Source organism: Gammaproteobacteria bacterium, assembly GCA_041395445.1.
Lineage (GTDB): Bacteria > Pseudomonadota > Gammaproteobacteria > Xanthomonadales > Marinicellaceae > NORP309.
This window is the reverse complement of the sequence record JAWLAO010000003.1, coordinates 92732-116355: the sequence shown is the minus strand read 5'-3', so window position 1 is coordinate 116355 and position 23624 is coordinate 92732. Positions and strand designations below refer to the sequence as shown.

Here is a 23624-nt window from a genome sequence, read left to right as displayed (position 1 = left end):
TTTATGAAAAAATTTGGACTTGTGTTTTTGTGTTTTATAGCCGTTTCGCTTTTAACTTCTTGCGGAAACAAAGGCGATTTGTATCTTCCTGAAAAAGAAAAGGATGCTTCGCTTGATGAGCAGAAATAACAAAAAAGTTATGATTGTTTTTGAAAAAATGCATGGCTTGGGCAATGATTTTGTGCTGATTGATAACCGCCATCAAAACTTTAAACCATCAGCTTATTTAATTGTTTCTTTGGCAAACAGAAACACCGGCATCGGTTTTGATCAATTGCTATTGCTAGAAAACTCAAAGGAGGATAATTGTGATGTCTCTTACCGGTTTTTTAACCCTGACGGCTCTGAAGCCGAACAATGCGGAAATGGACAAAGATGTATTGCCAAATACTTACATTCGCAAAACCCTGAAAAAACCGAGTTTTGTGTGAATGGTCTTGCCGGCAAAGTTTTTTCAAATGTCTATGATAATGGTCTGGTCACCGTTAATTTGGGAAAGGCGAAAAGTATTATTCCCGCTCAGCATGATCATGAAAAAGGGTATCAAGTTGATTTTGGAAATCCGCACTTTGTTTTAGAGAAAAAGAATATTGAAGATGTTAATCTCAATGTATTAAATGATGAAATCATAAAAAGCTATCCGAATGGAATTAATATCGAAATTGTTGAGATACTTTCCGCAGACTCAATGAAAATTCGTGTTTATGAACGAGGAACCGGTGAAACCCTTGCCTGCGGTAGCGGAGCTTGTACCTCTGCACTGGCAATGATGTCGGAGAATAAAGTTTCAAATAAAGTAAAAGTCATGCTTCCCGGCGGAGAACTGGTGGTAGAATACAATGATGATGGCGACACTCTTTTAACCGGTGAAGCTGTCTCCGTTTTTCGTGGAGAAATACAAATATGACACAAAGCAATATTTCAGAATCTGAAGTAATACAGTATTTGCAAGAACACAGGGATTTTTTTATCCGAAATCGTGACTTGTTAACAGACTTAAAAGTTAGCAGTTTGGATGGAAAAATTGCCAGTTTGGTCAATCATCAGGTTAATACTCTTCAGGAAAGAAATTCTTTTCTCAAAGAGAAACTAAACAAACTCATTCTTCACGCCACTGAAAACGAAAAAACTATTTCTCATGTTTTTGAATTATCTTTGCAACTCAGCCAGATTTCGCATGTTGCCAATGTCACCAAACATTTTTCCGCTTTTGTTAAAGAGCATTTTAATGCCGACCTTTTCAGACTGGTAGTTCCAGCTTATGAAAATCTTGAAACCTCAAAAAATGTATTGTGTGTAGAAGATGAAACAGAGTTTTTCCGAATTTTCAAAGATTTCATGGAGGGCAATTCATCTGTTTGCGGTCGTTTAAAAAAGGAAACACTCCAATTTATTTTCAACAAAAAGTCCGAAAAAGTTGGTTCCAGTGTGATGCTTCCTATCGGCAAAAATGCCAAAAAAGGAATACTGATCTTTGCCAGTTTTGATGAGACTCGTTTCATTCCTGATATGTCCACCGACATTCTCAGCAAACTGACAAATATGTTGGAAATCAAACTCAAAAACAGTTTTTCTTCTTTCAATCTACTGAGTAGCAACCAGGGATGAATTTAGAGCAATGGCAAACTCGATTTTTAGAATATTGCCGACTGCAAAAAAACCTGTCCGAACATTCACTGAAAGCCTATCAACGCGATATTGATGCTTTTTTAGAGTTTTTAAAAAAAGAAGATGGTTTCGTTAGCATTGAAAATATTACCGATAATGAAATCAGTCGGTTTTTTATTGAATTGTATCAAAACAAATTAAGTCCGAAGTCTCTGGCACGAGTTCGTTCTTCATTGAACAATCTTTTTGAATATATTTTTAAACACAAAGGCATTGTAGCAAACCCGGTGAAACTGGTTAAAACTCCAAAAATAAGATCCAAATTACCGGAGGTTTTGGATGTGGATACTGTTTCTGTATTGCTAAACATTCCTTTAAACTCTGAAGTTGCTATTCGGGACAAATCCATACTTGAGTTGTTTTACTCTTCAGGTTTGCGTCTCAGTGAACTGAGCGAACTTAAATGGCATAATCTCGATTTCAATCAAGCATTAATAACAGTTACGGGAAAAGGCAATAAACAAAGAGTGATTCCTGTTGGTCAATATGCACTGAAAGCTTTAAAAAACTGGAAGCCACTTTCGCTAAACTGGAATCGAACAAACGATTCTTTTGTTTTTATCTCAAAACGAGGGTCGCAATTAAAATCCAGAAGCATTCAGGCTCGAATTAAGTTTTGGGCACAAAATCAAGGTTTGTGGGAACGAGTATATCCTCACTTGTTGCGACATTCCTTTGCGTCCCATGTGCTCGAGTCCAGTGGAAATCTTCGAGCCGTTCAAGAAATGCTCGGTCATGCGGATATTTCTACAACTCAAATATACACTCATTTGAATTATCAACATCTGGCAAATGTTTATGATAAATCTCATCCAAGAGCGAGAAAAAATAGGAGTATTTCTCGGAAAAATTCTGGAAATTAGGGAGTAACAGAGATAAACTCGTAAAACATAGTTAACAAAGGTCTCTGTTATGGATATTGCTGAATTACTTGCTTTTTCTGTAAAAAATAAGGCATCGGATTTACATTTGTCTGCCGGATTACCACCGATGATTCGTGTCGATGGTGATGTTCGCCGTATTAATCTCCCTCCCTTAGATCACAAAGAGTTGCATGCCATGATTTATGACATCATGAATGATGGTCAGCGCAAGGAGTATGAAGAGGTTTGGGAAATTGACTTCTCATTTGAAATTCCTGGCTTAGCTCGTTTCCGTGTGAACGCATATAACCAAAATCGAGGTTGCGCAGCGGTATTCAGAACCATTCCAACTGAAATTCTGACCTTGGAAGATTTAAACTGTCCGCCAATTTTTAAGGAGCTGATTCAGGTTCCTCGAGGAATTATTTTGGTGACGGGTCCAACCGGTTCCGGTAAGTCAACAACCTTGGCGGCAATGATTGACTACATTAACAAACACGAACATGGTCACATTTTGACGATTGAAGATCCGATAGAATTCGTACACACGAGTAATAAATGTCTGGTCAATCAACGTGAGGTTCACAGAGATACCAAAAGTTTTGATAATTCGCTGCGTTCAGCCTTGAGGGAAGACCCTGATATTATTCTGGTTGGTGAGTTGCGTGACCTGGAAACTATCAGACTCGCATTAACCGCTGCGGAAACCGGTCACCTAGTGTTTGGAACATTACATACCAGTTCTGCTGCAAAGACCATTGACCGTATTATTGACGTGTTTCCGGCAGGTGAGAAACCAATGGTTCGTTCTATGTTATCGGAATCATTAAGAGCAGTAATTGCTCAGACACTTTTGAAACGCGTAGGTGGTGGTCGTGTTGCCGCTCATGAAATCATGGTCGGGGTTCCGTCGATCAGAAACTTGATTCGTGAAGATAAAGTGGCACAAATGTATTCATCCATTCAAACCGGTCAGGGTTACGGTATGCAGACATTGGATCAGTGTTTGATGGACTTAGTGAATAAAGGAACAATAACGCGGGCAGATGCTCGCTCCAAAGCAGCAAACAAAGCTGATTTTGATTAAAACTTCAGGAGACAACTATGGATTTTAATTCTTATTTGAAATTAATGGCGCATAAAAAAGCCTCGGATTTGTTTATTACAGCAAATCTACCGCCAAGTATTAAAATTCATGGCAGAGTTGTACCAATCACTCAAGCTCCTCTGTCCAAAGCTCAGGCAAGGGATTTGGTAATGGGAATTATGTCTCCCGCTCAAAAAGAGGTTTTTGAGAGAACTCACGAATGTAATTTCGCCATCGGTGTTGCTGCTGTCGGACGCTTCAGGGTGAGTGCTTTCTATCAAAGGTCGGCCGTTGGTATGGTGATTCGTCGAGTAGAATCCAAAATTCCTACTTTTGAATCGTTAAACTTGCCCGAAGTTTTAAAAGACTTATCGCTGACCAAAAGAGGCATCATGATTTTTGTCGGTGGAACCGGAACCGGTAAATCAACATCATTGGCTGCTCTCATTGGTTATCGTAATGTCAATTCAACCGGACACATTATCACGATTGAAGATCCTATCGAGTTTGTACATGAACATCAAGGATGTGTCATTACACAACGTGAGGTCGGAATTGATACTGAGTCTTTTGAAATTGCACTGAGAAACACACTTCGTCAGGCTCCTGATGTGATTATGATTGGTGAGATTCGTACCCGTGAAACGATGGAACACGCCATTACTTTTGCGGAAACCGGACACTTTTGTTTGGCAACACTTCACGCCAACAATGCCAACCAGGCTTTGGATCGGATACTTCACTTTTTCCCTGAAGACCGCCGTGATCAGTTGCTGATGGATTTGTCGTTGAATATGAAAGCGATGGTTGCTCAGCAATTAATACCTACACCAGATGGTAAAGGTCGAAGAGCGGCGGTAGAAATCTTGATTAACACACCACTGGCACAAGAATACATCCGCAAAGGGGAAATTCACGAATTGAAAGGTTTGATGAAAAAATCAACTAACTTGGGCATGAAAACATTCGACCAGTCTTTGTTTGAGCTTTATCAAGCCGGAGAAATTACTTACGAAGATGCTCTCAGACATGCTGACTCAGCCAATGAGGTTCGTTTGGCAATTAAATTGTCTCAAGGTGGTGATGCAAACACTTTAGCTGCCGGACTGGATGGAATCGGACTGCAAGAAGATAAATAGCAAGCCTTATGAGAAGGGAAGAAGAAGCCCAAAACAGCGAAGGCTGGCGTTTTAAAATTTTCAAAATTATTTATCACGCTGATACACCTCTGGGAAAATGGTTTGATATTTTACTTATCATATTTATTTTACTCAGTGTTATCTCGCTGATATTAGACAGTGTTAACGAAATTCACTCTCAATATGGAAAATACTTGTTGGCGTTAGAATGGTTTTTTACAGCTGTTTTCACTCTTGAGTTCATATTAAGATTGATAAGTATAAAAAGACCTATCAGATACGTTTTTTCTTTTTTCGGAATCGTTGATATTCTGTCTATTTTGCCGACATATTTGTCTTTGTTCTTTGTTGGGGCCCAACAATTATTAGTGATAAGAATATTAAGAATTTTACGAATTTTTCGGATATTAAAACTCATTCAATATACTGATCAGGCTGACATATTGATGGAGGCAGTCAAAAGCAGTCGCCATAAAATATTTGTTTTCTTCTTTTTTATTTTGACAGTCTTGGTGATTTTTGGAACCATCATGTATCTCATAGAAGGTCCTGAAAATGGGTTTGAAAGCATTCCTCATGGAATCTATTGGGCAATTGTGACAATGACAACTGTTGGTTATGGGGATATTGCTCCACAAACAATATTGGGACGAACTGTTGCTTCATTTATCATGCTTACCGGTTTTTCTATCATTGCCATTCCAACCGGAATCTTTGCTGCCGAGATCAACAAAATAAAGAGAGAATCTCGCAAGTTGTTACGGCAGTGTCATACATGTGGTTTGAAAGGCCACACTAAAAGTGCGGTGTTTTGTCGCAAATGTGGTCACGAGCTTTAGACTTTATCTCTTCGGTTGACACACTGAAATCATTGGCATTTCTTTTTATTGGATTTTCAGTGTTTTATACACTCGTATTGATAGCTTCCTATTTTAAAAAAGCACATGCTTATAATAAATACTCGGCATATTTTGGCTCTTTACTGGTTTTAGCTTTAGCTCTTTTGCAGCTATTTCATTTCCTCTATTTACGACAGCTTTTCATCATATCCGAGAGCATGACATACCAAGTACTCTTGTTTATTGTCGCTCCGGTTTTTTACTATTATGCAAAAACCATTTTAAAACCTGTAGAAAAACTGAACTTGATAAACATTCTTCATCTAAGTCCCATTCTTTTAATTTTTGTTTTTGACAGAAGTATCGTTTTTAGTCTGGTTTTTGTTATTGGTGGTTGCTACTTATTGTGGTTGCTGGTGATTGTTTTTCACTTGAGAGCTTATCGAGAACAATTTAAAACAGAGGTGGCATTGTTGCTCTTTGTGTTTTTAATTGCTGCCATTGTTGCCGTTTTCGCAATTATTAAACCTTTCACTCAGGAGGTTTTCTTCTCTTTGTATTCTATATCCATAGGCGTTGCTTTCTTAATGACTTCATTATTGATTCATATTTCTCCGGAAATTACTGAGTCCATTTCCATTGTTGTGTCTGAGGCTTATAACAAATCAACCTTAAACAATATTGATTGTGATGAGAAGCTGGAACAATTAGAGTCTGTTATGGATAAACAAAAACTGTTCCAACAGTCCAATCTGGATTTGTTTACTACGGCTTCTGAAGTTGGCTTATCGCCTCACCAACTATCAGAATTAGTTAACACAAAACTCGGAAAAGGTTTTTCTCGTTACCTCCGAGAAAAAAGAGTCTCTTCTGCTCAAAAACTTTTAAAGCAAAATGACTTATCGGTTCTATCAATCGGGTTTGAATCAGGGTTCTCGACACAATCGAACTTTTATTCAGCATTCAAGGAAATCACCGGAACAACACCGGCAAAGTATCGTAAAACAATTAAATAGTCATTGTTAATTCTTCCAAAATTATCATTTTGGAAGTTTGGGTTTTTGTTTGACCTTAAAATTCATGGCAATTATTGAATCTCAGAATAATCATTATGAATGTACTAATTATCGGCAGTCGTGGTTTTATTGGAGGTCATTTGTCCGATGCTCTTATGAGTCATCACAATATCCATGTTTGTAATCAGGATTTTAATAAAATGACTGAGCCTGAACGTTGGTTTCCCTTTCTTGAAAATATAGATGCTGTAATTAACTGTGTTGGACTCATAAAGGAAAGTAAATCCAGAACCTTTGAAACCACTCACCATAAAGCACCCGTTGCTTTATTTCAGGCATGTGAACAAAAAGGGGTTAAACGAGTGATTCAGATTTCTGCATTAGGTGCTGATCCATCAGCAACAACTTCTTATCACAAAACAAAAAAACAAGCAGACGATTTTCTTCGCCAAAGTAATCTCGAGTGGTTTATTTTATACCCTTCATTGGTTTATGGAGAAAGCGGCAAGAGCTTTGCATTCTTTAAAAAGCTCAGCAATTTACCAATGATTCCCTTAGTTGGAAATGGGCAACAATTGATTCAGCCTGTCCATATTGATATTTTGATAAAGACTATTCAGGTTTGTCTTACTTCAGAAAAAGCCCGACAAGCTATTAACGTAGTAGGAGAGAATCCTCTTTCTTACAAACAATGGATGCAAAAACTAAGAACCAAAAGCTCTAAACCTTGGTTTTTACCAATTCCTCTTTGGATAGTTCAATTGGCTGCTTTCATGCTCAAACCTTTTAATCTGCAATTTTTGACAAACGATAATTTAAGCATGTTACAACGGAATAATATTGCCGATTTTACTCCTCTCAAAAACTTTTTGGAGAATCTCAAATGACATATATCACTCTCAAATATTTACATATTCTCAGCTGTATTCTGCTATTCGGAACCGGCTTGGGTTCTGCTTTTTACAAATGGATGGCTGACAAAAGCGGTAATATTCAACACATTGTCGTCACTAATAAAAATGTCGTTCTGGCAGACTGGTTGTTCACAACGCCGACGGTCATTTTCCAGCCCATATCCGGTATTTGGATGGCACACATTGCAGGATGGGAGCTGACAACCCCTTGGATTATGCTTAGTTTGATTTTGTATTTTATTGCCGGTGCTTGTTGGTTGCCGGTGGTTTGGTTGCAAATCAGGATGAAGCAACTTTCCCATGAAGCTATGGCCGATAATAAATCATTACCGGTTGCTTATTGGAAGATGGCAAGGGCTTGGTTTTGGTTGGGTATTCCGGCATTTATCTCCATGATATTGGTGGTCTTTCTTATGGTTTTTAAACAAACTTTTGGGTGGTTTTTATGAAAACAAGCATTATTCAAAAAGCTCTTGGTGAGCAATGGCAACATTTACCGGAAGCACTGAAAAAACATTATCTGGAAAATGATAAAGGAGAAAACAGAGCTCAAGGTCATTTAACAATTGACTTTCCTTGGTTTATGAAAGTTCCCTTATCCATACTCAGGTTTTTTGGAGCACTCATCAACAAGCGAGGAAACAATTTGCCCACAAATGTTTACCGTGTTGTTGTTAATGGTGAACAGAGGTGGCAAAGAATAATTGATTTTCCAAATAATAAACCAGTTATTTTTAATAGTGTTGTTTATCACAACAAGGACAACGAAATCATTGAGTTCATCAACTCAGTATTAGGCATGAAGATGAAAGTTCACGTTGAAAATAATACTCTTAGATACGAAAGCAACGGATATGTAATTAAATTGGGAAAACTGAGAATTCCTTATCCTGAGTTTCTCTCTTTAGGACATGGTTGTATTATCGAAAAACCGGTTGATGATAATGATGAAAATTCTTTTGAAATGGATTTTCGATTAAAACACCCTATTTTTGGAGAGGTTTTTAGTTACAAGGGTATTTTTCAAACCATTGAGTCATAACCTGAAATGAAGCCGAGAGCACTCAATCGCTTTCGGCCTCATCAAAGAGGAAATCTAAAAATCGAAATTATCACCAAAGATTTGGTCATTTATAAAATTGGCAATGATGCTTTTGAAGTTTAGCCCATCGTAACTCCATCCTGCTATATAGATTTCTTCTGTATTCGGATCAACTGCAATTGATTCAGCACTTTCCCAGTATTTACCGCTAAGATACGGGGATAACGGGCTTACCGCTTTTCCTGATTTCCCAATCCCCCAGTTGGTGTCTAAAATACCAGAATAAGTATATCTTGCCAAGACAGAAACAGAGTTTGGGAAGCCTTGATTATCCCAGTTTGCAGTTCCAGCTAAGAGAATGGTAGAACCTTCAGATTCCAGAATCATTTCTGATACATAATCATCAGTATCAGTAAAAAACCAATTAAAATTAGTTGTAACTATGCCTGTACTATCGGGACCAAAATCGGGGTTTCTTTCCCAGTTTGTTGCTCCTAAAGTAAATTTTGTCAATCCGAAATCTGTCATTTGTACATCTCCTGCGCCAGGAAGAGTCGCTGCAACAATGATTCCGCTGGTTAAAGTAATTATTCCTCCGTTGTCAACTGCATCAACCACATAAACCATATCGCTTAAATACTCTCTTTCATCAGCAACATCCGGATCTGTTTGTGTTGACCATTTTCTTAGTAAGTTCCCATCAGATAGTGAGAACTCACAGAATGCAAGGTTTGTACCATCTCCTCCAATGCCATTCCCTTCAAAAACAGTTCCTCCGACAACAACAGACCCTTGTAACCAGTTATAAACTATAGCTCTTGCTCTGTCAGTGTCATTTGTCGCACCCTGGTCAAAATAACAAACTTCTTTTCCATCTGCGCTAAATGCTGTATCAAGAGACAATGCTCCTGTTGTTCCATCCACCACGACAACGGCAACTCCAAAGTCTGTGTCGTTCGCACCTCCTCTTTCAACTTCAGCTGCAATAGCTAATCTGTTTAATGTCGGGATATAGACCATATCAGAGATATTGTCATCGTTTCGATCCCATGTTCCTCCTAAATCAAAAGGAATTGTAATGCTATCAATTTCGTTACCTGTGGAATCTAAGTAATAAACCCTAATATCAGAGTGACACTCGTTACCTGTTACACAATAAAGTCTGGAATACCCTAAAAATATGCTGTCTGAAGGACCTAGAACCAAACTGTATTCAAACTGATTTGTTGCAGCCGGTGGAATATAAAAGTTTTTAGTTCCGCTTGTCCCGAAACTGGCATCTGGTTGCCCATTTGCTAAATATCTATCCAGATGAACAGCTTTTTCAGTATATCCATTCACTTCATAATCAAAGGTTCCTGCAACATAAACCCTGCCCTGAGAGTCAACCAATACGGCACTTCCGTATCTGTGAAAACCGGGCTCTCCTGTTATATCCCAACCATCACTCACTCCATCATTACTAAATGTTGTGTCCAGCGAGCCCAAGTCAAAAGCATTGGACTGAATAGTCACAAAAGTCAATATTAGAAAAGTTATTTTTTTCATTTTTCACCTCGTTATTTTCTTTAATATCTCTGTTAACGACGTTTTTATTATGTATAGGACAAATTTATATAAAAAAAACCGGTCAGAATATGCGTACTCATTTTGTAAACTAAAAGTCAAAGTTTCCGCCATAAATTAAATCGTTATGAAACTTAGCAATGATTCTTTTATCATCACTTCCATCTTTGCTTGCACCTGTAGCAAAAATTGATTCTCCCACACCTTTTTCAGCGATATCCAAGAATCCGTCCCTTTTAGTAACGCTATCCAATATAACAAGAGATTTTCCTGACTTGTTTTGTCCCCAGTTTGTATCTAGGATTCCATTTTTTGTAAATCTGACGAATGAGCCGGCAGAATATGAATCTGCTCCATCATCCCAACTTGAAGAACCTCCGATTAACAACCCCCCATCTTCAGATTCATAAATTAACTTATAAACGGTATCATTGGTATCGACACTATTAAAATTACTATCCAAAAGAGTAAAAGTTGCTGTTGTCCAACCGGTACCATTTGGACCGAAACTGTTTTCAATGATCCAATCCATGCCGTCAAAGTGATACTTAACTAATGCGAAGTCATTGGTATCACTTGCGCTTGTTAACATACCGGCAACAATTAAATCTCCATCGTTATTAAATAAAACATCTCTAAGATACTCCTGATCATCACCAAAAATACTATTAGGAAGCGGCTCTGTTGACCATTGCTCAATCAGTGTTCCTGAGGGTTCACCAACTATATCAGTTAATCTGAACTCACAAAATGCCATATTGAAACCGCTGGAAAACGCTCCGTTACCCTCAAAGGATTCTCCTGCAACAATAACTGTATTTTGTTGAGAGTTAAAGACTATTGCAGATGCTGTATCAACCTCATTGGTAAAGTTTGGATCTTGATTAAACGCACAAGTATTCAGGCCATCTGCATTGAAGTTTGTATCCAGTGTCAAAGAACCATCTGTTGCCACATTAAGAACAGCGACACCAAAATCAACATCATAATAAGGCATTGCTAAAGTATCTACGCTCAAAGCAACCACCAGTTTATCCAGTGTTGGTATATAAACCATTTCTGAAAACTTATCATTTTTAGAGTTCACATCTGGTCCTAAATCAAAGGCGATATTTTGTACTCCAAGTATAGAGCCACTGTCATTAAAATGATAAATAATGGTGTCGTTACAATTTGATCCAGCACAATTATCATAGCTATAACCCAGAAAGAAACCATCATTCTCATCCAGAACTATTTGAATATGAATCAAACCCAAAAGATCTGGTCTGTTTAAGAAAACGGATATAGACTGAGAGTTAAATGTTGGGTCAATCACACCGCTTGGTAAATACCTTTCTACAAAAACTCTTATGTCATTGAGTCCAGAGTTATCAAAGAACTCGGATCCGGCAATTAGTGCCCTGCCTTGTGAGTCAACAACAATAGACGTTCCTCCTGTTGCATAGCCGTTGGCTCCTGTTCTTTCCCAGCCATCGGTGACACCATCATTGCTAAATGTCGTATCCAAACTACCTAGGTTGATAGCAAAACAGTTTGTGCTGATTAAAATTAATATGATAATAATATGTTTCATTTTTATTCTCGTTAGATTATTCCTATTAAGATTCACGACCTTAAAAAGCCAATCAGGACATTTTTTAAAACTTTTTAATCAAATGACTCGGCAAAAATCGAATCGTTAACATGTTTGGAAATTAATAATGAATCGTTTCCATTATTGCTGGACGGATAAGTGCCTGTGGTGAAAATAGACTCTGCAGAACCTGATACTGTAATAGCATTAATGGTTTTTATATTAGTTATGTCATCTAGTATAACCATGGTTTTGCCAGACTTATTATTGCCCCAGTTTTTATCCAGGATTCCGTTTTTGGTAAATTTCAATAACGCCCCGTTAATTCGTCTTTCAGATAGGTCATACCACTCTGAATAACCTCCGATTAATATACTTCCATCTTCCGACTCAATAAATAAACTTTTAGCAACATCTTCAGTATCAACGAATCCGCTGTTACTATCCAAAAGACTGAAACCGGTGATTGCCCATCCTGTTCCGAAAGGTCCAAAACTTGTATCCAAAACCCAGTCCATTCCGTCATAAACGTACTTAACTAGAGCAAAGTCATCGCTATTTGCACCATTTGTAAAACCTGTTGCGAACAATGTTTTCACTCCTACCAAACCGGAACCTGTATCCACATATTCAGTTTTGTATTTAACATCGTATAATATTTCTTCATCATATATAAAAGGAGAGTTTGGCAGGGTTTCGGTTGACCATTTTTCTATGACTGTTCCCGGCGGGTTGCCGTCTTGTTGAAACAGGTTAAACTCACAGAAAGACATGTTTTTCCCCGTTGAAGCAGAGCCATTTCCTTCAAATGACCAACCGCCTACAATAACAGTATTACCATCAAAGTTAGCTGTAATAGCCCGAGCCTCATCGGTATTGTTGTGACCTGTACCATCCTGATTAAAAAAGCAACTGGACTTACTATTGTTCCCAAAGCCTGTATCAGCAACGACCCCTCCTCCCAGAAACACATTCAGCAGAACAACGCCAAAATCTTTATTGTACGTAGGCGAGTTATCTACTTTTACATCAATCGCAACAGCGAGTTTTTTTTCAACGGTGAAATAAACCATATCTACAAAGTCATCATCTTGTGACGATACAACAGAACCGGCATCAAAGGATATTGATGCTCCTCCTAAAACAGCCCCCGACTCTGAAATATGATAGACAAAAGTATCAATGCATGTATCTACTCCTTCACAACTGTTATAGGAGTATGCCAGGAAAAAGTTATTAAACTCATCAAGCTCCAATCCTACTTTAACAATATTATTTGAATAAGGCTTATTTAATACACTTCCCAATCCTGCTGAGTTTAAGGTGTTATCATAGGTTCCGTCAGGCAAATATCTTCTGACCATAACTCTTAAACCCTGCCCAAAAATGACCTCTACTCCAGCTACCAGAATTCTTCCTTGTCGGTCCACTGCTATTGATTGTCCACTCACACTTCCTCCGGTGACTCCATCCAACAACCAACCATCGCTAACTCCATCATTGCTGAATGTTGTATCCAAAGAACCTAAATTCACAGCAAATACCTGATTGATAAATATTAAGAACGTGAGAATAACTATTTTTTTCATCATCTTTTTCCTCACTATCACCAACAACCCAGATAATAAACGCCATCGTAATACTGTGTGCATCCGTCATCACCCATACGACCAAGAATAGACATTGTCGATTTGTGCATATCAGAACTAATCTGTGACATAGTGTTCCAATCAGTTGATTGAGATGGTGCTGCAATCATTCCTTGTTTAATTGCCATCAAATATTGAACTAATACCTGAGCAACAGCATTGGCATGAGGCCAACGATAAACATCATTCGGTAAAACATTCACTTGTTGCGACTGATTGTAGTCGTTAATGACGTATTGACCTTGTGGTGTCAACATGTATTTGTATTTAACAATATCGCCTTGAAGCTCACCGAAATAAGCAAAATACTGCGTTGGATGAAAATATGTTATCAACCCTGCGTTTCCTAAGTAATAAATCGTATTTTGCTGACCAATAAAAGGGCCTGCTATTTGGTTACTGGCATCAATTCCGGGCAATCCCACACTCGCTGCAATTTGTGCTCCACTATTATAAGGAGCCGAAAAAGCAGAAGTGTTTGCCAGTATCAGTATTAAAAAGAGTTTTCTTATCATGTTTGCTCTCCGCATTTTTTATTCGCTTATTTGCAAACACGACAATGGCTATTTTGATAGGACAATGTTTAAAAAATAAAAAAACCGCTTGTTGAAACCAATAACAAGCGGTTCATCTGGTTTCTTTTTTCTTAACTTCTAGAAATTACGATTCATTCCTGTATAAATGCACATCTGTCTGCGGATATGGAAAACTACACCCAACTTCTTCCAACCGGACTTTGAATCGTTCTAACAATTCAGCATGAACCGTCCAGTAATCTTCAGTCTTGACCCAAGGTCGAACATTAATATCGACCGAACTCGCTCCCAGTTTGTTTACAGCTGCTGATGGGGCAGGGTCTTCAAGAACCAAAGGATGTTCCTGCATGATTTCCAACATGGTATTTCTTGCCAGTTTTAAATCATCGTCATAGCTAACTCCGATTACAAAGTCGATTCGTCTTGTATCGTTGGCAGAATAATTGACGATTGAACCCGAGGTTATTTGTCCATTAGGAATAATAATTTGTTTGTTATCACCGGAGTTCAACACTGTATTAAAAATCTTTATCTCCATCACTTTACCGGCATGACCGGCTACCTCTACAAAATCCCCGATTCTAAATGGTCTGAAAATAACAATCATCACTCCTGAGGCAATATTAGAAAGAGAGTCTTTCAATGCCAAGCCTATTGCCAAACCGGCTGCCGCCAACATTCCCAGCAGAGATGTGGTTTTCACTCCAAGCTCACCCAATGCTGTCAAAATGACAAATGCCATTAGCAGAAAGTAAACAAAGTTTCTCAAAAAGTTCACAAGCATCGGTGCTGCACCTGACTTTTTCAGGCCTTTTACTAAAAAGTGCACTATTATTTTGGCAACTCTTTTTCCAACCCAAAAGATTACAAGTGCGATAGCTACTTTGGTTAGAATTGCTAAAATAGCATCCGGGTTGTTTATAAAGGCTGTTATTTGTTGCTTTAGAGTGGCAATGATGCCGACGTTGTCTTGTTCAAGGTTTTGTTCCATTTGACTCATTTGTTTTTGTTAAAGTGACATTTTAACAAACCTGAGCGAAAAAATAATTGTCTGTAACATTAATTTATATTCATGATGACTTGCAAAATGCTAGATGCGGCTTTATATATACACTTCCTAAACACAACTGTTCTAAACATTAAAAAATCTCGGTCCATTTCTGATATTCTTGGCATCAGCTTGTCGCTGATTTGTGCCATACAGTGTGCTATTGCTCCGATATTGTTGAGTATTGCTCCTATTATCCCGAAATGGGCACATTTTGGTCACGGTTGGATTTGGATTTCCCTGATTATAGTTATTGCTGTTTGGAGTATTGGCAGGGGATTTTTAAAACATAAAGAAAAACCGGTTCTTATTTATGCACTAATTGGTATCGGGCTATTGGTAACAGGAACTTTATTGGAAGAAAGGATTTCGATTCTTGTTGAGTCAGTGATTTTCGTGTGTGGTGGATTATTGCTAACTATTGCTCATTGGAAGAACTTCAGACTAGAACGCTCCTGTGAACTTCGCAATAAATAAACTCTATCCGTTCGCCGGACAATACAAATCGCTGAGCACTTCAATAATGCGAGTTGTGTTTGATTGTGCCAGAGAATAATAAATCACTTGTGATTCACGTCTGGTTTTCACCATCCCTTCTCTTCTCAAAGTTGCTAAATGTTGGCTTAAGGCAGATTGGCTGAGTCCAATTTGTTGATGAAGCTCAGTTACAGAATATTCCCTAACTTCCAAAGCACACAAAATCATTAAACGGGACTCGCTGGAAAGAGTTTTCAGCATCCTCGCTGCTTTTGATGCGTGTTCCTTTAAATCCTCATAGGACTTTTGTTTATCTTGAGTTTCTACCATGATGCCAATTGATGTGCAATGAGTGAATTATATTAAAATATTCTAATATAGTAAAGGATGCTTAGAGAATCTGAAAAAATCACCTCTTTGCCATATTTATGACAGATTTATTTTGAATAATTTCAATTCGCAAAAATGAAACAAAGATTATGAAGTTATTCATTCCAACAAACGAAATTAACAATGATTGGGTTGACAAAGGGTTTAGTTTTAAACCGTTGATAATTGAAGCCTATCAGTTTCACATTTCTTCATCGATTGGAGAAAAAACCCAAAATTTATTGAGCAAAAAAGTAAAGACCGGAACAATAACAACCAACATCGGTAAAACTCTGGAAGAATAATCGAGCTTTACCCAATTTACTAACGTGTAAGCACCTCCTTGGTGGAGAACAAGTGCTGTCAACGAGGTAATTACAAACTTTGGAAACCTTTTTTGATGTTTTTGGTTGTCATTGAATGAATAAAAATAATGACCGAAATACGCTGTAAAAAGCCCAAAGAGAAATCCTGAAAAATGTGAAACAAAAAAGTTGATTTGTAAAACCTTATAAGAAAACAGCGCAATAGAGAAATGAACAACACTTGCTAAAACACCAACAATCCCATACCTAAAAAGCAATTGAGTTGTCGGATTATTCCAATATCGCAAAAATACTTTCTTCATCGACCTTAATATCTATTTGCCTGAGACTTTGACCTTTACATGGGCCGCTGAGACAATATCCTTTGTTCAACTCAAATACAGCACCATGAGCCGGACAAACCAATTCTTGGTTTTCTGTCATTAAGAACTGATTTTCAGCAAAATCAAGTCTTCGTCCCTGATGGGGACAAGAGTTTGTGTATGCTTTGAAACCTTCTTCTCTTTCAATCAATATCAATGAAAGCTGGCCCTGTCCTGTGTCTATTGAACATTCTCGCAATACACCTGACTCAATATCCTTTAATTTGGCAAGCTCAATCATCAGCTATTTTTCTGAAAATTTTCTAACGGCATTGACCAAAACCTCGAGTTTTTCAGGCTGCATATCAGGCTGCATTCCATGGCCTAAATTAAATACATGTCCGTTTCCTTCACCAAAAGAATCGATAACTTTTTTAACTTCTTCCTCAATAACAGAATCTTTTGCGTATAACACACATGGATCCATATTCCCTTGTAATGCGACTTTATCCTGAGTTAATTCTCTTGCTAACGATAAGTCCGTTGTCCAGTCCACACCTAAACAATCCGCTCCGGTATTTGCGAGGTTTTTAAGATTATATTGAACCCCTTTGGAGAAAAGAATAACCGGTGTTTCAGGGTTTTCTTTTTTCACACCTTGTACGATTTTCTGCATATAATCCATTGAAAACACTCGATACATTTCTGGTGATAATGCTCCTCCCCAAGAATCAAAAACCTGTACAGCATTTGCTCCGCTGGCGATTTGAGCATTCAGGTAATTAATACTGGCGTCGGTAATTTTTTGTAATAGTTTATGAGAGGCTTGTGGTTGATTGAGCAAAAAGGATTTTGCTTTGGAAAAGTTTTTCGAACTTCCACCTTCAACCATATATGTCATCAATGTCCACGGCGATCCACAAAATCCAAGTAGCGGAACTTTTCTGTTTAATGTTTGAGAGGTTAAAGAGATACCGTCCATAACATATTTCAAGTCATGATTGACGTCTATTTCAGGTAAATTATCAACATCTTCAGCGGTTGATATTGGCTTTTTAAACTTTGGACCTTCACCGGTTACAAAATACAAACCCATGCCCATGGCATCAGGAATGGTCAAAATATCAGAAAAAATAATCACTGCATCCAAAGGAAAACGGCGCAATGGCTGTAAAGTCACTTCACAAACCATTTCCGGGTTTTTAGCCATCGTCATAAAATCACCGGCTTTTTTCCTGACTTCGCGATATTCAGGCAAATATCTTCCGGCTTGACGCATCACCCATACCGGCGTTCTTTCAGTTTTTTGCTTGGTTAAAGCTCTCAGTAAGAGGTCGTTTTCTAGCTTCATTTTATTCTAATATATTATAAACACGGGTATTTTATGCTCAAGCTGCTTTTTAGTACATGGATGAACCGAATTTACTTGATTTATTGGAGATTCAATCAATACTCGCCAATGTTATTTTCTTATCAACCCCAGAAAGTTGCAAAAAAAAATTTTGTGGCTAGAATCTAGGGCGAGTTGAAGAAAGCGGGTTCGCTATATTCTTTTGAATTAAGATGAACCATCTTGCATTTTACAGGTCATAACGCCTGACTTTATTATTTAACATTCAGAGATTTTTATATGAATAAGATTTTCACGCTTGCGTGTTTATGTTTTTTTGTAAGTGCAAATGCACAATTTTTAGAAAGTAAGCCCCCAACGGATCGAGAACTTAAAATCAACAATGCCAATGACGTTGCAACCCTAATGAGGGTAGCAATGATTGCAAAAAAAGAAGGTAAATATGATGATTTAATAAAAGCACTGGAAAAAGTGGTCAAACTGAAGCCTAGCATTCCGGTTTTTCAATATAAGTTGGCTCAAGCGTACTCACTAGCGGGGAAAAAATCTGAGGCATACAATGCTCTTATTGCCTTGCAAAAACAGGGTGTTTATTTTGATTTGGCTAACGACCCTGATTTAGAAACCATCAAGGTTCACAATGTTTTTAACTATATCAAAGAAAACATGGATATCAGCGGTCAACATTATGGAGAGGGTGTTGAAGCATTTAATATTAATAAAAGCTTTAGTGGTTTACTGTTTGAAAGTTTAACTTTTGACGAAAAAAGCCAATCTTTTTTAATGGGTAGCCTCAGAGACGGAAGTGTCATAAAGATTGAAAGTAATGGTAATATTTCTCGATTAGTTGAACCGACTCCCGGTGGGAAAAACGGTCCTTGGGCTGCATTGAGTCTAGCTGCAGACTCTAAGAATAATGTGCTATGGGTTGCAAGTGCCGCAATTAGCCAGTTCGGTAAAGTTGATAAAGAGTCCTCAGGGTTATCCGGTATTTTCAAATATGAATTAGACACCGGTAAACTCATTAGCTCAATTTTGGTTCCTGAAAATAAAAGACCGACTTTCATTCGTGACATGCATCTGACGCCAAAGGGAGACTTGTTTTTTATTGATGGAATTAAAAACCTGGTCCTAAAAATTGGTAAAGATAGCAACGATATTACTGTTGCCTTTGCAACACAAAAATATCAAAACTTGAGAAGTATCACATCTGATGAGACCGGAGAAATTTTGTATGTCAGTGATAACGAAGAGGGAATCATTATTCTCAGCCTGAAAGATCAACAAATATTTAATTTTTCGAATAAGCCGGATCTAAATTTAACCGGCATTTCGGATATGCTCTTTGATGATAATAGTCTGATTATTCTGCAAAACGGTTTCAAACCGGAAAGAATCATGAGACTAAAACTCAATGATAAGAAATTTGTAATTAATAGAATTATTCCTATTGAGGCAGCAAATCCACAGTTTAACAACCTTTCTTATGGGGCTGTTGTTGGTGAAGGTTTGTTTTTTATCGCAAATTCGCAACTACCAAAAACCAATCTATATGGAGGACTATTGTCTGGTCAAGATTGGGAGCACATGGTTGTTTTGTCAACAAACAAACACTATAAGGAAGCAGAAACATTAAAGTTTCAAGAGGAGCTGGAAAAGCAAAAACAAAAAGTTGGTGGAAAATAAATAAAATCCACTAACGAATAAATTTGAAGCCGGCTTTAGCCGGCTTTTTGTTTTTTGGCAATTTCTGCCACTCTTTTCCCCAAAGCTAAACACAGCTCCTTTTCGTTCTTATCTATTATCCTGTCTGAGCCATTTCCGGACCAATGACTGGCGCCATAGGGTGTTCCACCACTTTCGGTGTTTAACAAAGGTTTTTCACTATATGGCAAACCGATCAAAATCATGCCATGATGAAATAGCGGTATCATCATTGATAACAAAGTCGATTCTTGCCCTCCATGCAAACTCGACCCGGAGGTAAAAACAGCTGCCGGTTTGCTTTCAAGACCTCCCGAAGCCCAAACACCTCCTGTTGAATCAATAAACTCTTTCATAGGAGCAGCCATATTTCCGAAACGCACCGGCGAGCCTAAAATCAAAGCATCGCAATCGTATAAATCTTTCTCGGTTACAAAGATATCACTTGAGACAAAGTCTTCATTTCCGGCAGGGCAAATACTACGAATAACAGCATTCACACCTTGGCAAGATGAAACACCCCGAGCAATCAACTTTGCCATTTTAGCTGTATTTCCATGCTTGGAATAATACAAAATTAAAACATTAGTTTCTGCCATGATTTATAGAATATCGAGAACAGACTCAGGAGGTCGTCCAATTGCGGCCTTGTCTTTAGTAAAAACAATTGGTCTTTCAATTACTTTCGGATACTCGCGCATGAGCCGAATCAAGTCAGATTTTGACAAGTTCTCATTGGACATATCATATTCTTTATATTCCGCTTCATTCTTCCGCATAATTTCTCTGGGTTGTTTATTCAACAACTCTAAAACTCTTTCCAATTCTGCGACTGTCGGGGGTGTTTCGAGATATTTAATAATTTCTGGTTCAACACCATTTTCTTCGAGGATTTGAAGAGTTTGCCGGGATTTTGAGCATCTGGGATTATGATATATTTTTACTTTTTTCATCACTAATATCTTTTTCAAAGCGCGTATTTTAACGTATTCTCGTGTTATTCCGTAGAGATTGGCTTTCTTAGGTTATAATCTCTCTTTTTTATAATCAGATTTTTATGAAGACGCGCTTTTTATTTATCCTGGTTTTTGTTCTTTCAGCCTGTCAGAAAGGTGATGAGCAAACAACTTTCACCGATAATTCAGAAACAATAGCGGTTGTTGGAGATAAGACCATAACAGCCAATTTACTCAAAGCCTATCTCAATGCTAATGGCATCAGTAAAACCGATGGACCAACACTCAATCAAGCTCTTGAAAATTTAATAACAGAGATTGCTATTGCAAATGTTGCTTCCAAAAAAGGTTTGAAATTAACTGATGAACAATTGTTGGGTATTGAATATATCAAAATCAAGGCTCTTGTGAGTGCAGCTCAAGGAGATTATCTCAAAGATAACACGGTGACAGATGAAGAAATTCAGCAGGCTTATGATGCTGCCAACCAACAAGTTGGAGGCTTTGAGTATCATGTTCATCATTTGCTTTATAAAGATGAAATTGAAGCCATTAAAGCTTTGGACGAAATTAAATCTGTAGAAGACTATCTTGAGAAAGAAAAACAATTTCTGGCTGAAAATCCGGGTATGAAAAATGTCGGAGATATATCTTGGGTCAATCTGGGTCGGTTGCCGGAAAAGTTCAGAGAGGTTTTGCCCAATGCTGAAGAAAACTCAGTTATTAAAACTGTTGTCAGCAGTCCATTTGGTGCTCATGTGGTTTATCTCGAAGCAAAAAGACCTATTACACCTCCAAAACTAGAAGATGTGAAACAAGCTGTTATTAAAACGGTTCAACAACAAAAACTTTCCAAGTTTTCACAATTGGCTCGTGCCAAAGCAAACGTAACGATTAAAGAGTAGCTATCTGAAATAGTCTTTATTGGCATAAAAATCATGATCTTGATTTTTATGCCAACCCGGAACTCCTAATAACGGCAAAGGAGACAACTCGGATTTGGAGTTTAAAATTTTTCCGTTTTCCAAATCTCTTGCTAAACTCACATCAATTTCACTCTTAAAGTTTGATAATAACAACGCCTGAGCTGTCATACCAATATAAGGATTCAGATATTTTTCAAACATTGCATGCCCAAATGTGTACAGTTGAATAGTTCCATCAAGCCAACTTTCTTTATTTTCGATAAATAACTCAACCCACTGATGATTACGAATCATATCCAGATACTTATCACCGGCAACAACGATGACGCCACTTTCATCAAACAATGTTAGTAAATCTCGCTTTCGAGAGCGCAAAGAACTCTTTTGTTTGTGAATTTCTTGATAATGAATCGCATTGATTGCCTTTTTTGTTTCAGGGTATTTATGCCAAACCATTGCATTAAAAAAATCATGCCAGTTTTGTTTTCGTGTGGCAATCAAACCATGAAGAAATATTCTTTCCTCATAACCCATTTCCGCAAAAGGTAATGTTTCATCCTGAATAAAAAATCGAAGGTTTTTATCATTTAAGTTCTTGTGAGTAAAACCATGATTCAAAATATTACAAGCCGGGATTTGCTCTTCTAAAGTGGTTTTAAAATTAGGAAAGTTTTTCTGTAATAAAAAACCGATGTCACTAAACATTAAACCTTGTTGGCAGTTTTCAAACACGCAATTATTGTTTTTCTAAACGAACTTTAAGATTTGATAGACCCTTTTCATAATCAGGGGCAATCATATCTTCCAAAATCAAGCCAAAATATCGATAAAAAACATTGTAGCCAAAATCATTTTCAAATGTCCATACTACAGTTGTTCCATTCCCAACCGGACTGAATGACATATTTGAAAATGCCGGTTGATCGGACTTGCCAAAATAAAATTCATATCTAACCAGTTTGTTTTCTTCAGACTCTATAATTTCATTCGAGCCTTTATAAACCTTTTCATTTCCTTGCCATGAAATTTTGGAGCCAACACCGGATTCAGCTCCTGAAATTGTATAAACAGCTTTTGGATCTAGTCCAAACCAAGGAGACCAATCGTTAAAGTTTTTTTGCGAATTCACGAATTTAAATATAATCTCTGTCGGTTTTTCTATAAAAACACTTCGGGACATAGAAACTTTAGATGGTAAAAACAAACCGCCTATAGCCACTAATACAATTAAAAATATAAGTGCTAAAACCGTGTAACGAAGGATTCTCATTTTCTATTTGTCATATAAAGATTAGGTTGTCATTTTACATTAATCGATTTGCTTTCATAAGGAACCAGTGTTTTTTATGCACTTATAGTGATTACAATTAAGATTTCGTTCTTTTAAAGTATAATGCAAAACTGATTTTATTGATTTTGGAACCTTAATGGGAAATATTTTATGGCTAGCCTCTTATCCCAAGTCAGGAAATACTTGGATTAGAACATTTATACATAATTATCTGGCGAAGAAACCCGTCGATATCAACACCATTCATCAACAATCTATTGATGAAGTTAAGGCTTTTCGTTATCAAAAGTTTTTAAGTAATGGCCAAAAAACCACAGATCTTAGTCTTGAAGAGGTTTGTTCGATTCGTCCGGCCGTTCATGCCGATATAGCGGCTCACGCAAACGGAACTGTGTTTGTTAAATCACACAATTTTCAGGGTCAATATAAAGGCTATCCTTTACATAATTGGTCGGTCTCTTCCGGAGCCATATATGTTGTCAGAAACCCGTTAGACGTTGTAATATCGTTGAGCAATTATTTTGGGTACACAATTGATGAAGCCATTGATTACATGGCAAATGATATGGCCGGTACACCCAATGAACCTGAAAATGTTCCACAGGTTATCACTTCCTGGTCCTTAAATGTTAGTAGCTGGACTCAAGAAGCCAGTCGTAACCTATTAGTTTTAAGATATGAAGATTTATTAAGCAATCCAAAAAAGTATTTCAGAAAAGTAGAGTCATTACTTGGACTAAAAAAGGACCCTAAACGACTAATCAAAGCAATCAAAGACTCTTCTTTCGGCAACCTTAAGAAACAAGAACAAACCAAAGGTTTCGTCGAAAAACATGAAAACGCAACCTCATTCTTCAGAAAAGGCAAAGCTAACCAATGGAAAGAGCTGCTATCAGAGGAGCAAATCAAAAGAATAGTAGATACTCATAGAGAGCAAATGGCTCGTTTTAAATACATTCCTCCGGGTTTTTAATTTCGG

The 23624-nt window shown here is 37.5% G+C and carries 28 protein-coding genes; 16 read left to right on the top strand and 12 right to left on the bottom strand.

Annotated features, from left to right (window positions below; translation table 11 throughout):
• Positions 1–3: 3 nt before the first annotated feature.
• The 11 genes from R3F25_06150 (at position 4) to R3F25_06100 (ending at position 8568) form a co-directional block, all read left to right on the top strand.
• On the top strand, positions 4–129 hold the full coding sequence (locus tag R3F25_06150) for a lipoprotein (protein MEZ5496396.1): 126 nt from the start codon (positions 4–6) through the stop codon (positions 127–129).
• Entirely contained in the window at positions 116–907 is a 792-nt protein-coding gene (gene dapF / locus R3F25_06145; GenBank protein MEZ5496395.1) for a diaminopimelate epimerase, read from the top strand. Before R3F25_06150 ends, dapF begins: the two co-directional genes overlap by 14 nt.
• A complete protein-coding gene (locus R3F25_06140) occupies positions 904–1608 on the top strand; it encodes a DUF484 family protein (GenBank protein ID MEZ5496394.1) in 705 nt (234 codons plus the stop codon). Before dapF ends, R3F25_06140 begins: the two co-directional genes overlap by 4 nt.
• On the top strand, positions 1605–2531 hold the full coding sequence (locus tag R3F25_06135) for a tyrosine recombinase XerC (protein ID MEZ5496393.1): 927 nt from the start codon (positions 1605–1607) through the stop codon (positions 2529–2531). The genes R3F25_06140 and R3F25_06135 overlap by 4 nt, the downstream gene beginning before the upstream one ends.
• Before the next feature lie 49 nt (positions 2532–2580).
• On the top strand, positions 2581–3618 hold the full coding sequence (locus R3F25_06130) for a type IV pilus twitching motility protein PilT (protein ID MEZ5496392.1): 1038 nt from the start codon (positions 2581–2583) through the stop codon (positions 3616–3618).
• A 17-nt stretch (positions 3619–3635) separates the two neighbouring features.
• On the top strand, positions 3636–4757 hold the full coding sequence (locus tag R3F25_06125) for a PilT/PilU family type 4a pilus ATPase (GenBank protein MEZ5496391.1): 1122 nt from the start codon (positions 3636–3638) through the stop codon (positions 4755–4757).
• Positions 4758–4765: 8 nt separating this feature from the next.
• Positions 4766–5596: an ion transporter gene (locus tag R3F25_06120; GenBank protein MEZ5496390.1), complete on the top strand. Its 831-nt coding sequence runs from the start codon at positions 4766–4768 to the stop codon at positions 5594–5596.
• Between the two features lie 218 nt (positions 5597–5814).
• Complete coding sequence (locus R3F25_06115; protein ID MEZ5496389.1) at positions 5815–6612, top strand: helix-turn-helix domain-containing protein; 798 nt, start codon at positions 5815–5817, stop codon at positions 6610–6612.
• Positions 6613–6707: 95 nt separating this feature from the next.
• Positions 6708–7499, top strand: a complete 792-nt coding sequence (locus R3F25_06110; protein ID MEZ5496388.1) for an NAD(P)H-binding protein — start codon at positions 6708–6710, stop codon at positions 7497–7499.
• Complete coding sequence (locus R3F25_06105) at positions 7496–7975, top strand: DUF2269 domain-containing protein (protein ID MEZ5496387.1); 480 nt, start codon at positions 7496–7498, stop codon at positions 7973–7975. Before R3F25_06110 ends, R3F25_06105 begins: the two co-directional genes overlap by 4 nt.
• Positions 7972–8568 (top strand): DUF4166 domain-containing protein, encoded by a 597-nt coding sequence (locus R3F25_06100; protein MEZ5496386.1) that lies wholly within the window; start codon positions 7972–7974, stop codon positions 8566–8568. Before R3F25_06105 ends, R3F25_06100 begins: the two co-directional genes overlap by 4 nt.
• Positions 8569–8622: 54 nt before the next feature.
• Here R3F25_06100 and R3F25_06095 read toward each other — a convergent pair whose 3' ends face one another.
• The 5 genes from R3F25_06095 to R3F25_06075 all read right to left on the bottom strand — a co-directional run bounded on the left by R3F25_06095 (position 8623) and on the right by R3F25_06075 (position 14895).
• Positions 8623–10116 carry a hypothetical protein gene (locus tag R3F25_06095; protein MEZ5496385.1) on the bottom strand — a complete coding sequence of 498 codons (1494 nt, stop codon included), beginning with the start codon at positions 10114–10116 and terminating at the stop codon, positions 8623–8625.
• A gap of 109 nt (positions 10117–10225) precedes the next feature.
• Positions 10226–11710, bottom strand: a complete 1485-nt coding sequence (locus R3F25_06090; protein ID MEZ5496384.1) for a hypothetical protein — start codon at positions 11708–11710, stop codon at positions 10226–10228.
• Between the two features lie 74 nt (positions 11711–11784).
• Complete coding sequence (locus R3F25_06085) at positions 11785–13302, bottom strand: hypothetical protein (protein MEZ5496383.1); 1518 nt, start codon at positions 13300–13302, stop codon at positions 11785–11787.
• A gap of 14 nt (positions 13303–13316) precedes the next feature.
• Positions 13317–13874 carry a hypothetical protein gene (locus R3F25_06080; GenBank protein ID MEZ5496382.1) on the bottom strand — a complete coding sequence of 186 codons (558 nt, stop codon included), beginning with the start codon at positions 13872–13874 and terminating at the stop codon, positions 13317–13319.
• Between the two features lie 145 nt (positions 13875–14019).
• On the bottom strand, positions 14020–14895 hold the full coding sequence (locus R3F25_06075) for a mechanosensitive ion channel (protein ID MEZ5496381.1): 876 nt from the start codon (positions 14893–14895) through the stop codon (positions 14020–14022).
• Between the two features lie 87 nt (positions 14896–14982).
• On the opposite strand from R3F25_06075, the gene R3F25_06070 reads away from it, so the two are divergent.
• Positions 14983–15420 (top strand): MerC domain-containing protein, encoded by a 438-nt coding sequence (locus tag R3F25_06070; protein MEZ5496380.1) that lies wholly within the window; start codon positions 14983–14985, stop codon positions 15418–15420.
• A 3-nt stretch (positions 15421–15423) separates the two neighbouring features.
• Here R3F25_06070 and R3F25_06065 read toward each other — a convergent pair whose 3' ends face one another.
• Positions 15424–15750, bottom strand: a complete 327-nt coding sequence (locus R3F25_06065; GenBank protein ID MEZ5496379.1) for a metalloregulator ArsR/SmtB family transcription factor — start codon at positions 15748–15750, stop codon at positions 15424–15426.
• Between the two features lie 149 nt (positions 15751–15899).
• On the opposite strand from R3F25_06065, the gene R3F25_06060 reads away from it, so the two are divergent.
• A complete protein-coding gene (locus R3F25_06060) occupies positions 15900–16094 on the top strand; it encodes a hypothetical protein (protein ID MEZ5496378.1) in 195 nt (64 codons plus the stop codon).
• Between the two features lie 291 nt (positions 16095–16385).
• Here the strand turns inward: R3F25_06060 and R3F25_06055 are convergent, their stop codons facing one another.
• Together R3F25_06055 and hemE are read right to left on the bottom strand one after the other, a co-directional pair.
• A complete protein-coding gene (locus R3F25_06055) occupies positions 16386–16718 on the bottom strand; it encodes a Rieske 2Fe-2S domain-containing protein (protein MEZ5496377.1) in 333 nt (110 codons plus the stop codon).
• Between the two features lie 3 nt (positions 16719–16721).
• Positions 16722–17768 carry a uroporphyrinogen decarboxylase gene (gene hemE, locus R3F25_06050; GenBank protein ID MEZ5496376.1) on the bottom strand — a complete coding sequence of 349 codons (1047 nt, stop codon included), beginning with the start codon at positions 17766–17768 and terminating at the stop codon, positions 16722–16724.
• Between the two features lie 279 nt (positions 17769–18047).
• Between hemE and R3F25_06045 the strand changes: the two genes are divergently transcribed.
• The gene (locus R3F25_06045; protein MEZ5496375.1) at positions 18048–19454 is read left to right on the top strand and encodes a hypothetical protein; all 1407 of its coding nucleotides are present in this window, start codon (positions 18048–18050) and stop codon (positions 19452–19454) included.
• Between the two features lie 35 nt (positions 19455–19489).
• Here the strand turns inward: R3F25_06045 and wrbA are convergent, their stop codons facing one another.
• Positions 19490–20071: an NAD(P)H:quinone oxidoreductase gene (gene wrbA, locus R3F25_06040; protein ID MEZ5496374.1), complete on the bottom strand. Its 582-nt coding sequence runs from the start codon at positions 20069–20071 to the stop codon at positions 19490–19492.
• Between the two features lie 3 nt (positions 20072–20074).
• Positions 20075–20425: an arsenate reductase (glutaredoxin) gene (gene arsC / locus R3F25_06035; protein ID MEZ5496373.1), complete on the bottom strand. Its 351-nt coding sequence runs from the start codon at positions 20423–20425 to the stop codon at positions 20075–20077.
• Positions 20426–20529: 104 nt separating this feature from the next.
• Between arsC and R3F25_06030 the strand changes: the two genes are divergently transcribed.
• Positions 20530–21333: a peptidyl-prolyl cis-trans isomerase gene (locus R3F25_06030; protein ID MEZ5496372.1), complete on the top strand. Its 804-nt coding sequence runs from the start codon at positions 20530–20532 to the stop codon at positions 21331–21333.
• Here the strand turns inward: R3F25_06030 and R3F25_06025 are convergent, their stop codons facing one another.
• On the bottom strand, positions 21334–22059 hold the full coding sequence (locus tag R3F25_06025) for a DUF3025 domain-containing protein (GenBank protein MEZ5496371.1): 726 nt from the start codon (positions 22057–22059) through the stop codon (positions 21334–21336).
• A gap of 31 nt (positions 22060–22090) precedes the next feature.
• Complete coding sequence (locus tag R3F25_06020) at positions 22091–22624, bottom strand: SRPBCC family protein (protein ID MEZ5496370.1); 534 nt, start codon at positions 22622–22624, stop codon at positions 22091–22093.
• A gap of 157 nt (positions 22625–22781) precedes the next feature.
• On the opposite strand from R3F25_06020, the gene R3F25_06015 reads away from it, so the two are divergent.
• A complete protein-coding gene (locus tag R3F25_06015; GenBank protein MEZ5496369.1) occupies positions 22782–23618 on the top strand; it encodes a sulfotransferase domain-containing protein in 837 nt (278 codons plus the stop codon).
• Positions 23619–23624 lie beyond the last annotated feature (6 nt).

Excerpts from the sequence above, each read along its gene's own strand:
- R3F25_06150 (MEZ5496396.1), top strand. The coding sequence starts at position 4 with ATGAAAAAATTTGGACTTGTGTTTTTGTGTTTTATAGCCGTTTCGCTT.
- dapF (MEZ5496395.1), top strand. The coding sequence starts at position 116 with ATGAGCAGAAATAACAAAAAAGTTATGATTGTTTTTGAAAAAATGCAT.
- R3F25_06140 (MEZ5496394.1), top strand. The coding sequence starts at position 904 with ATGACACAAAGCAATATTTCAGAATCTGAAGTAATACAGTATTTGCAA.
- R3F25_06135 (MEZ5496393.1), top strand. The coding sequence starts at position 1,605 with ATGAATTTAGAGCAATGGCAAACTCGATTTTTAGAATATTGCCGACTG.
- R3F25_06130 (MEZ5496392.1), top strand. The coding sequence starts at position 2,581 with ATGGATATTGCTGAATTACTTGCTTTTTCTGTAAAAAATAAGGCATCG.
- R3F25_06125 (MEZ5496391.1), top strand. The coding sequence starts at position 3,636 with ATGGATTTTAATTCTTATTTGAAATTAATGGCGCATAAAAAAGCCTCG.
- R3F25_06120 (MEZ5496390.1), top strand. The coding sequence starts at position 4,766 with ATGAGAAGGGAAGAAGAAGCCCAAAACAGCGAAGGCTGGCGTTTTAAA.
- R3F25_06115 (MEZ5496389.1), top strand. The coding sequence starts at position 5,815 with ATGACATACCAAGTACTCTTGTTTATTGTCGCTCCGGTTTTTTACTAT.
- R3F25_06110 (MEZ5496388.1), top strand. The coding sequence starts at position 6,708 with ATGAATGTACTAATTATCGGCAGTCGTGGTTTTATTGGAGGTCATTTG.
- R3F25_06105 (MEZ5496387.1), top strand. The coding sequence starts at position 7,496 with ATGACATATATCACTCTCAAATATTTACATATTCTCAGCTGTATTCTG.
- R3F25_06100 (MEZ5496386.1), top strand. The coding sequence starts at position 7,972 with ATGAAAACAAGCATTATTCAAAAAGCTCTTGGTGAGCAATGGCAACAT.
- R3F25_06095 (MEZ5496385.1), bottom strand. The coding sequence starts at position 10,116 with ATGAAAAAAATAACTTTTCTAATATTGACTTTTGTGACTATTCAGTCC.
- R3F25_06090 (MEZ5496384.1), bottom strand. The coding sequence starts at position 11,710 with ATGAAACATATTATTATCATATTAATTTTAATCAGCACAAACTGTTTT.
- R3F25_06085 (MEZ5496383.1), bottom strand. The coding sequence starts at position 13,302 with ATGATGAAAAAAATAGTTATTCTCACGTTCTTAATATTTATCAATCAG.
- R3F25_06080 (MEZ5496382.1), bottom strand. The coding sequence starts at position 13,874 with ATGATAAGAAAACTCTTTTTAATACTGATACTGGCAAACACTTCTGCT.
- R3F25_06075 (MEZ5496381.1), bottom strand. The coding sequence starts at position 14,895 with ATGAGTCAAATGGAACAAAACCTTGAACAAGACAACGTCGGCATCATT.
- R3F25_06070 (MEZ5496380.1), top strand. The coding sequence starts at position 14,983 with ATGCTAGATGCGGCTTTATATATACACTTCCTAAACACAACTGTTCTA.
- R3F25_06065 (MEZ5496379.1), bottom strand. The coding sequence starts at position 15,750 with ATGGTAGAAACTCAAGATAAACAAAAGTCCTATGAGGATTTAAAGGAA.
- R3F25_06060 (MEZ5496378.1), top strand. The coding sequence starts at position 15,900 with ATGAAGTTATTCATTCCAACAAACGAAATTAACAATGATTGGGTTGAC.
- R3F25_06055 (MEZ5496377.1), bottom strand. The coding sequence starts at position 16,718 with ATGATTGAGCTTGCCAAATTAAAGGATATTGAGTCAGGTGTATTGCGA.
- hemE (MEZ5496376.1), bottom strand. The coding sequence starts at position 17,768 with ATGAAGCTAGAAAACGACCTCTTACTGAGAGCTTTAACCAAGCAAAAA.
- R3F25_06045 (MEZ5496375.1), top strand. The coding sequence starts at position 18,048 with ATGAATAAGATTTTCACGCTTGCGTGTTTATGTTTTTTTGTAAGTGCA.
- wrbA (MEZ5496374.1), bottom strand. The coding sequence starts at position 20,071 with ATGGCAGAAACTAATGTTTTAATTTTGTATTATTCCAAGCATGGAAAT.
- arsC (MEZ5496373.1), bottom strand. The coding sequence starts at position 20,425 with ATGAAAAAAGTAAAAATATATCATAATCCCAGATGCTCAAAATCCCGG.
- R3F25_06030 (MEZ5496372.1), top strand. The coding sequence starts at position 20,530 with ATGAAGACGCGCTTTTTATTTATCCTGGTTTTTGTTCTTTCAGCCTGT.
- R3F25_06025 (MEZ5496371.1), bottom strand. The coding sequence starts at position 22,059 with ATGTTTAGTGACATCGGTTTTTTATTACAGAAAAACTTTCCTAATTTT.
- R3F25_06020 (MEZ5496370.1), bottom strand. The coding sequence starts at position 22,624 with ATGAGAATCCTTCGTTACACGGTTTTAGCACTTATATTTTTAATTGTA.
- R3F25_06015 (MEZ5496369.1), top strand. The coding sequence starts at position 22,782 with ATGGGAAATATTTTATGGCTAGCCTCTTATCCCAAGTCAGGAAATACT.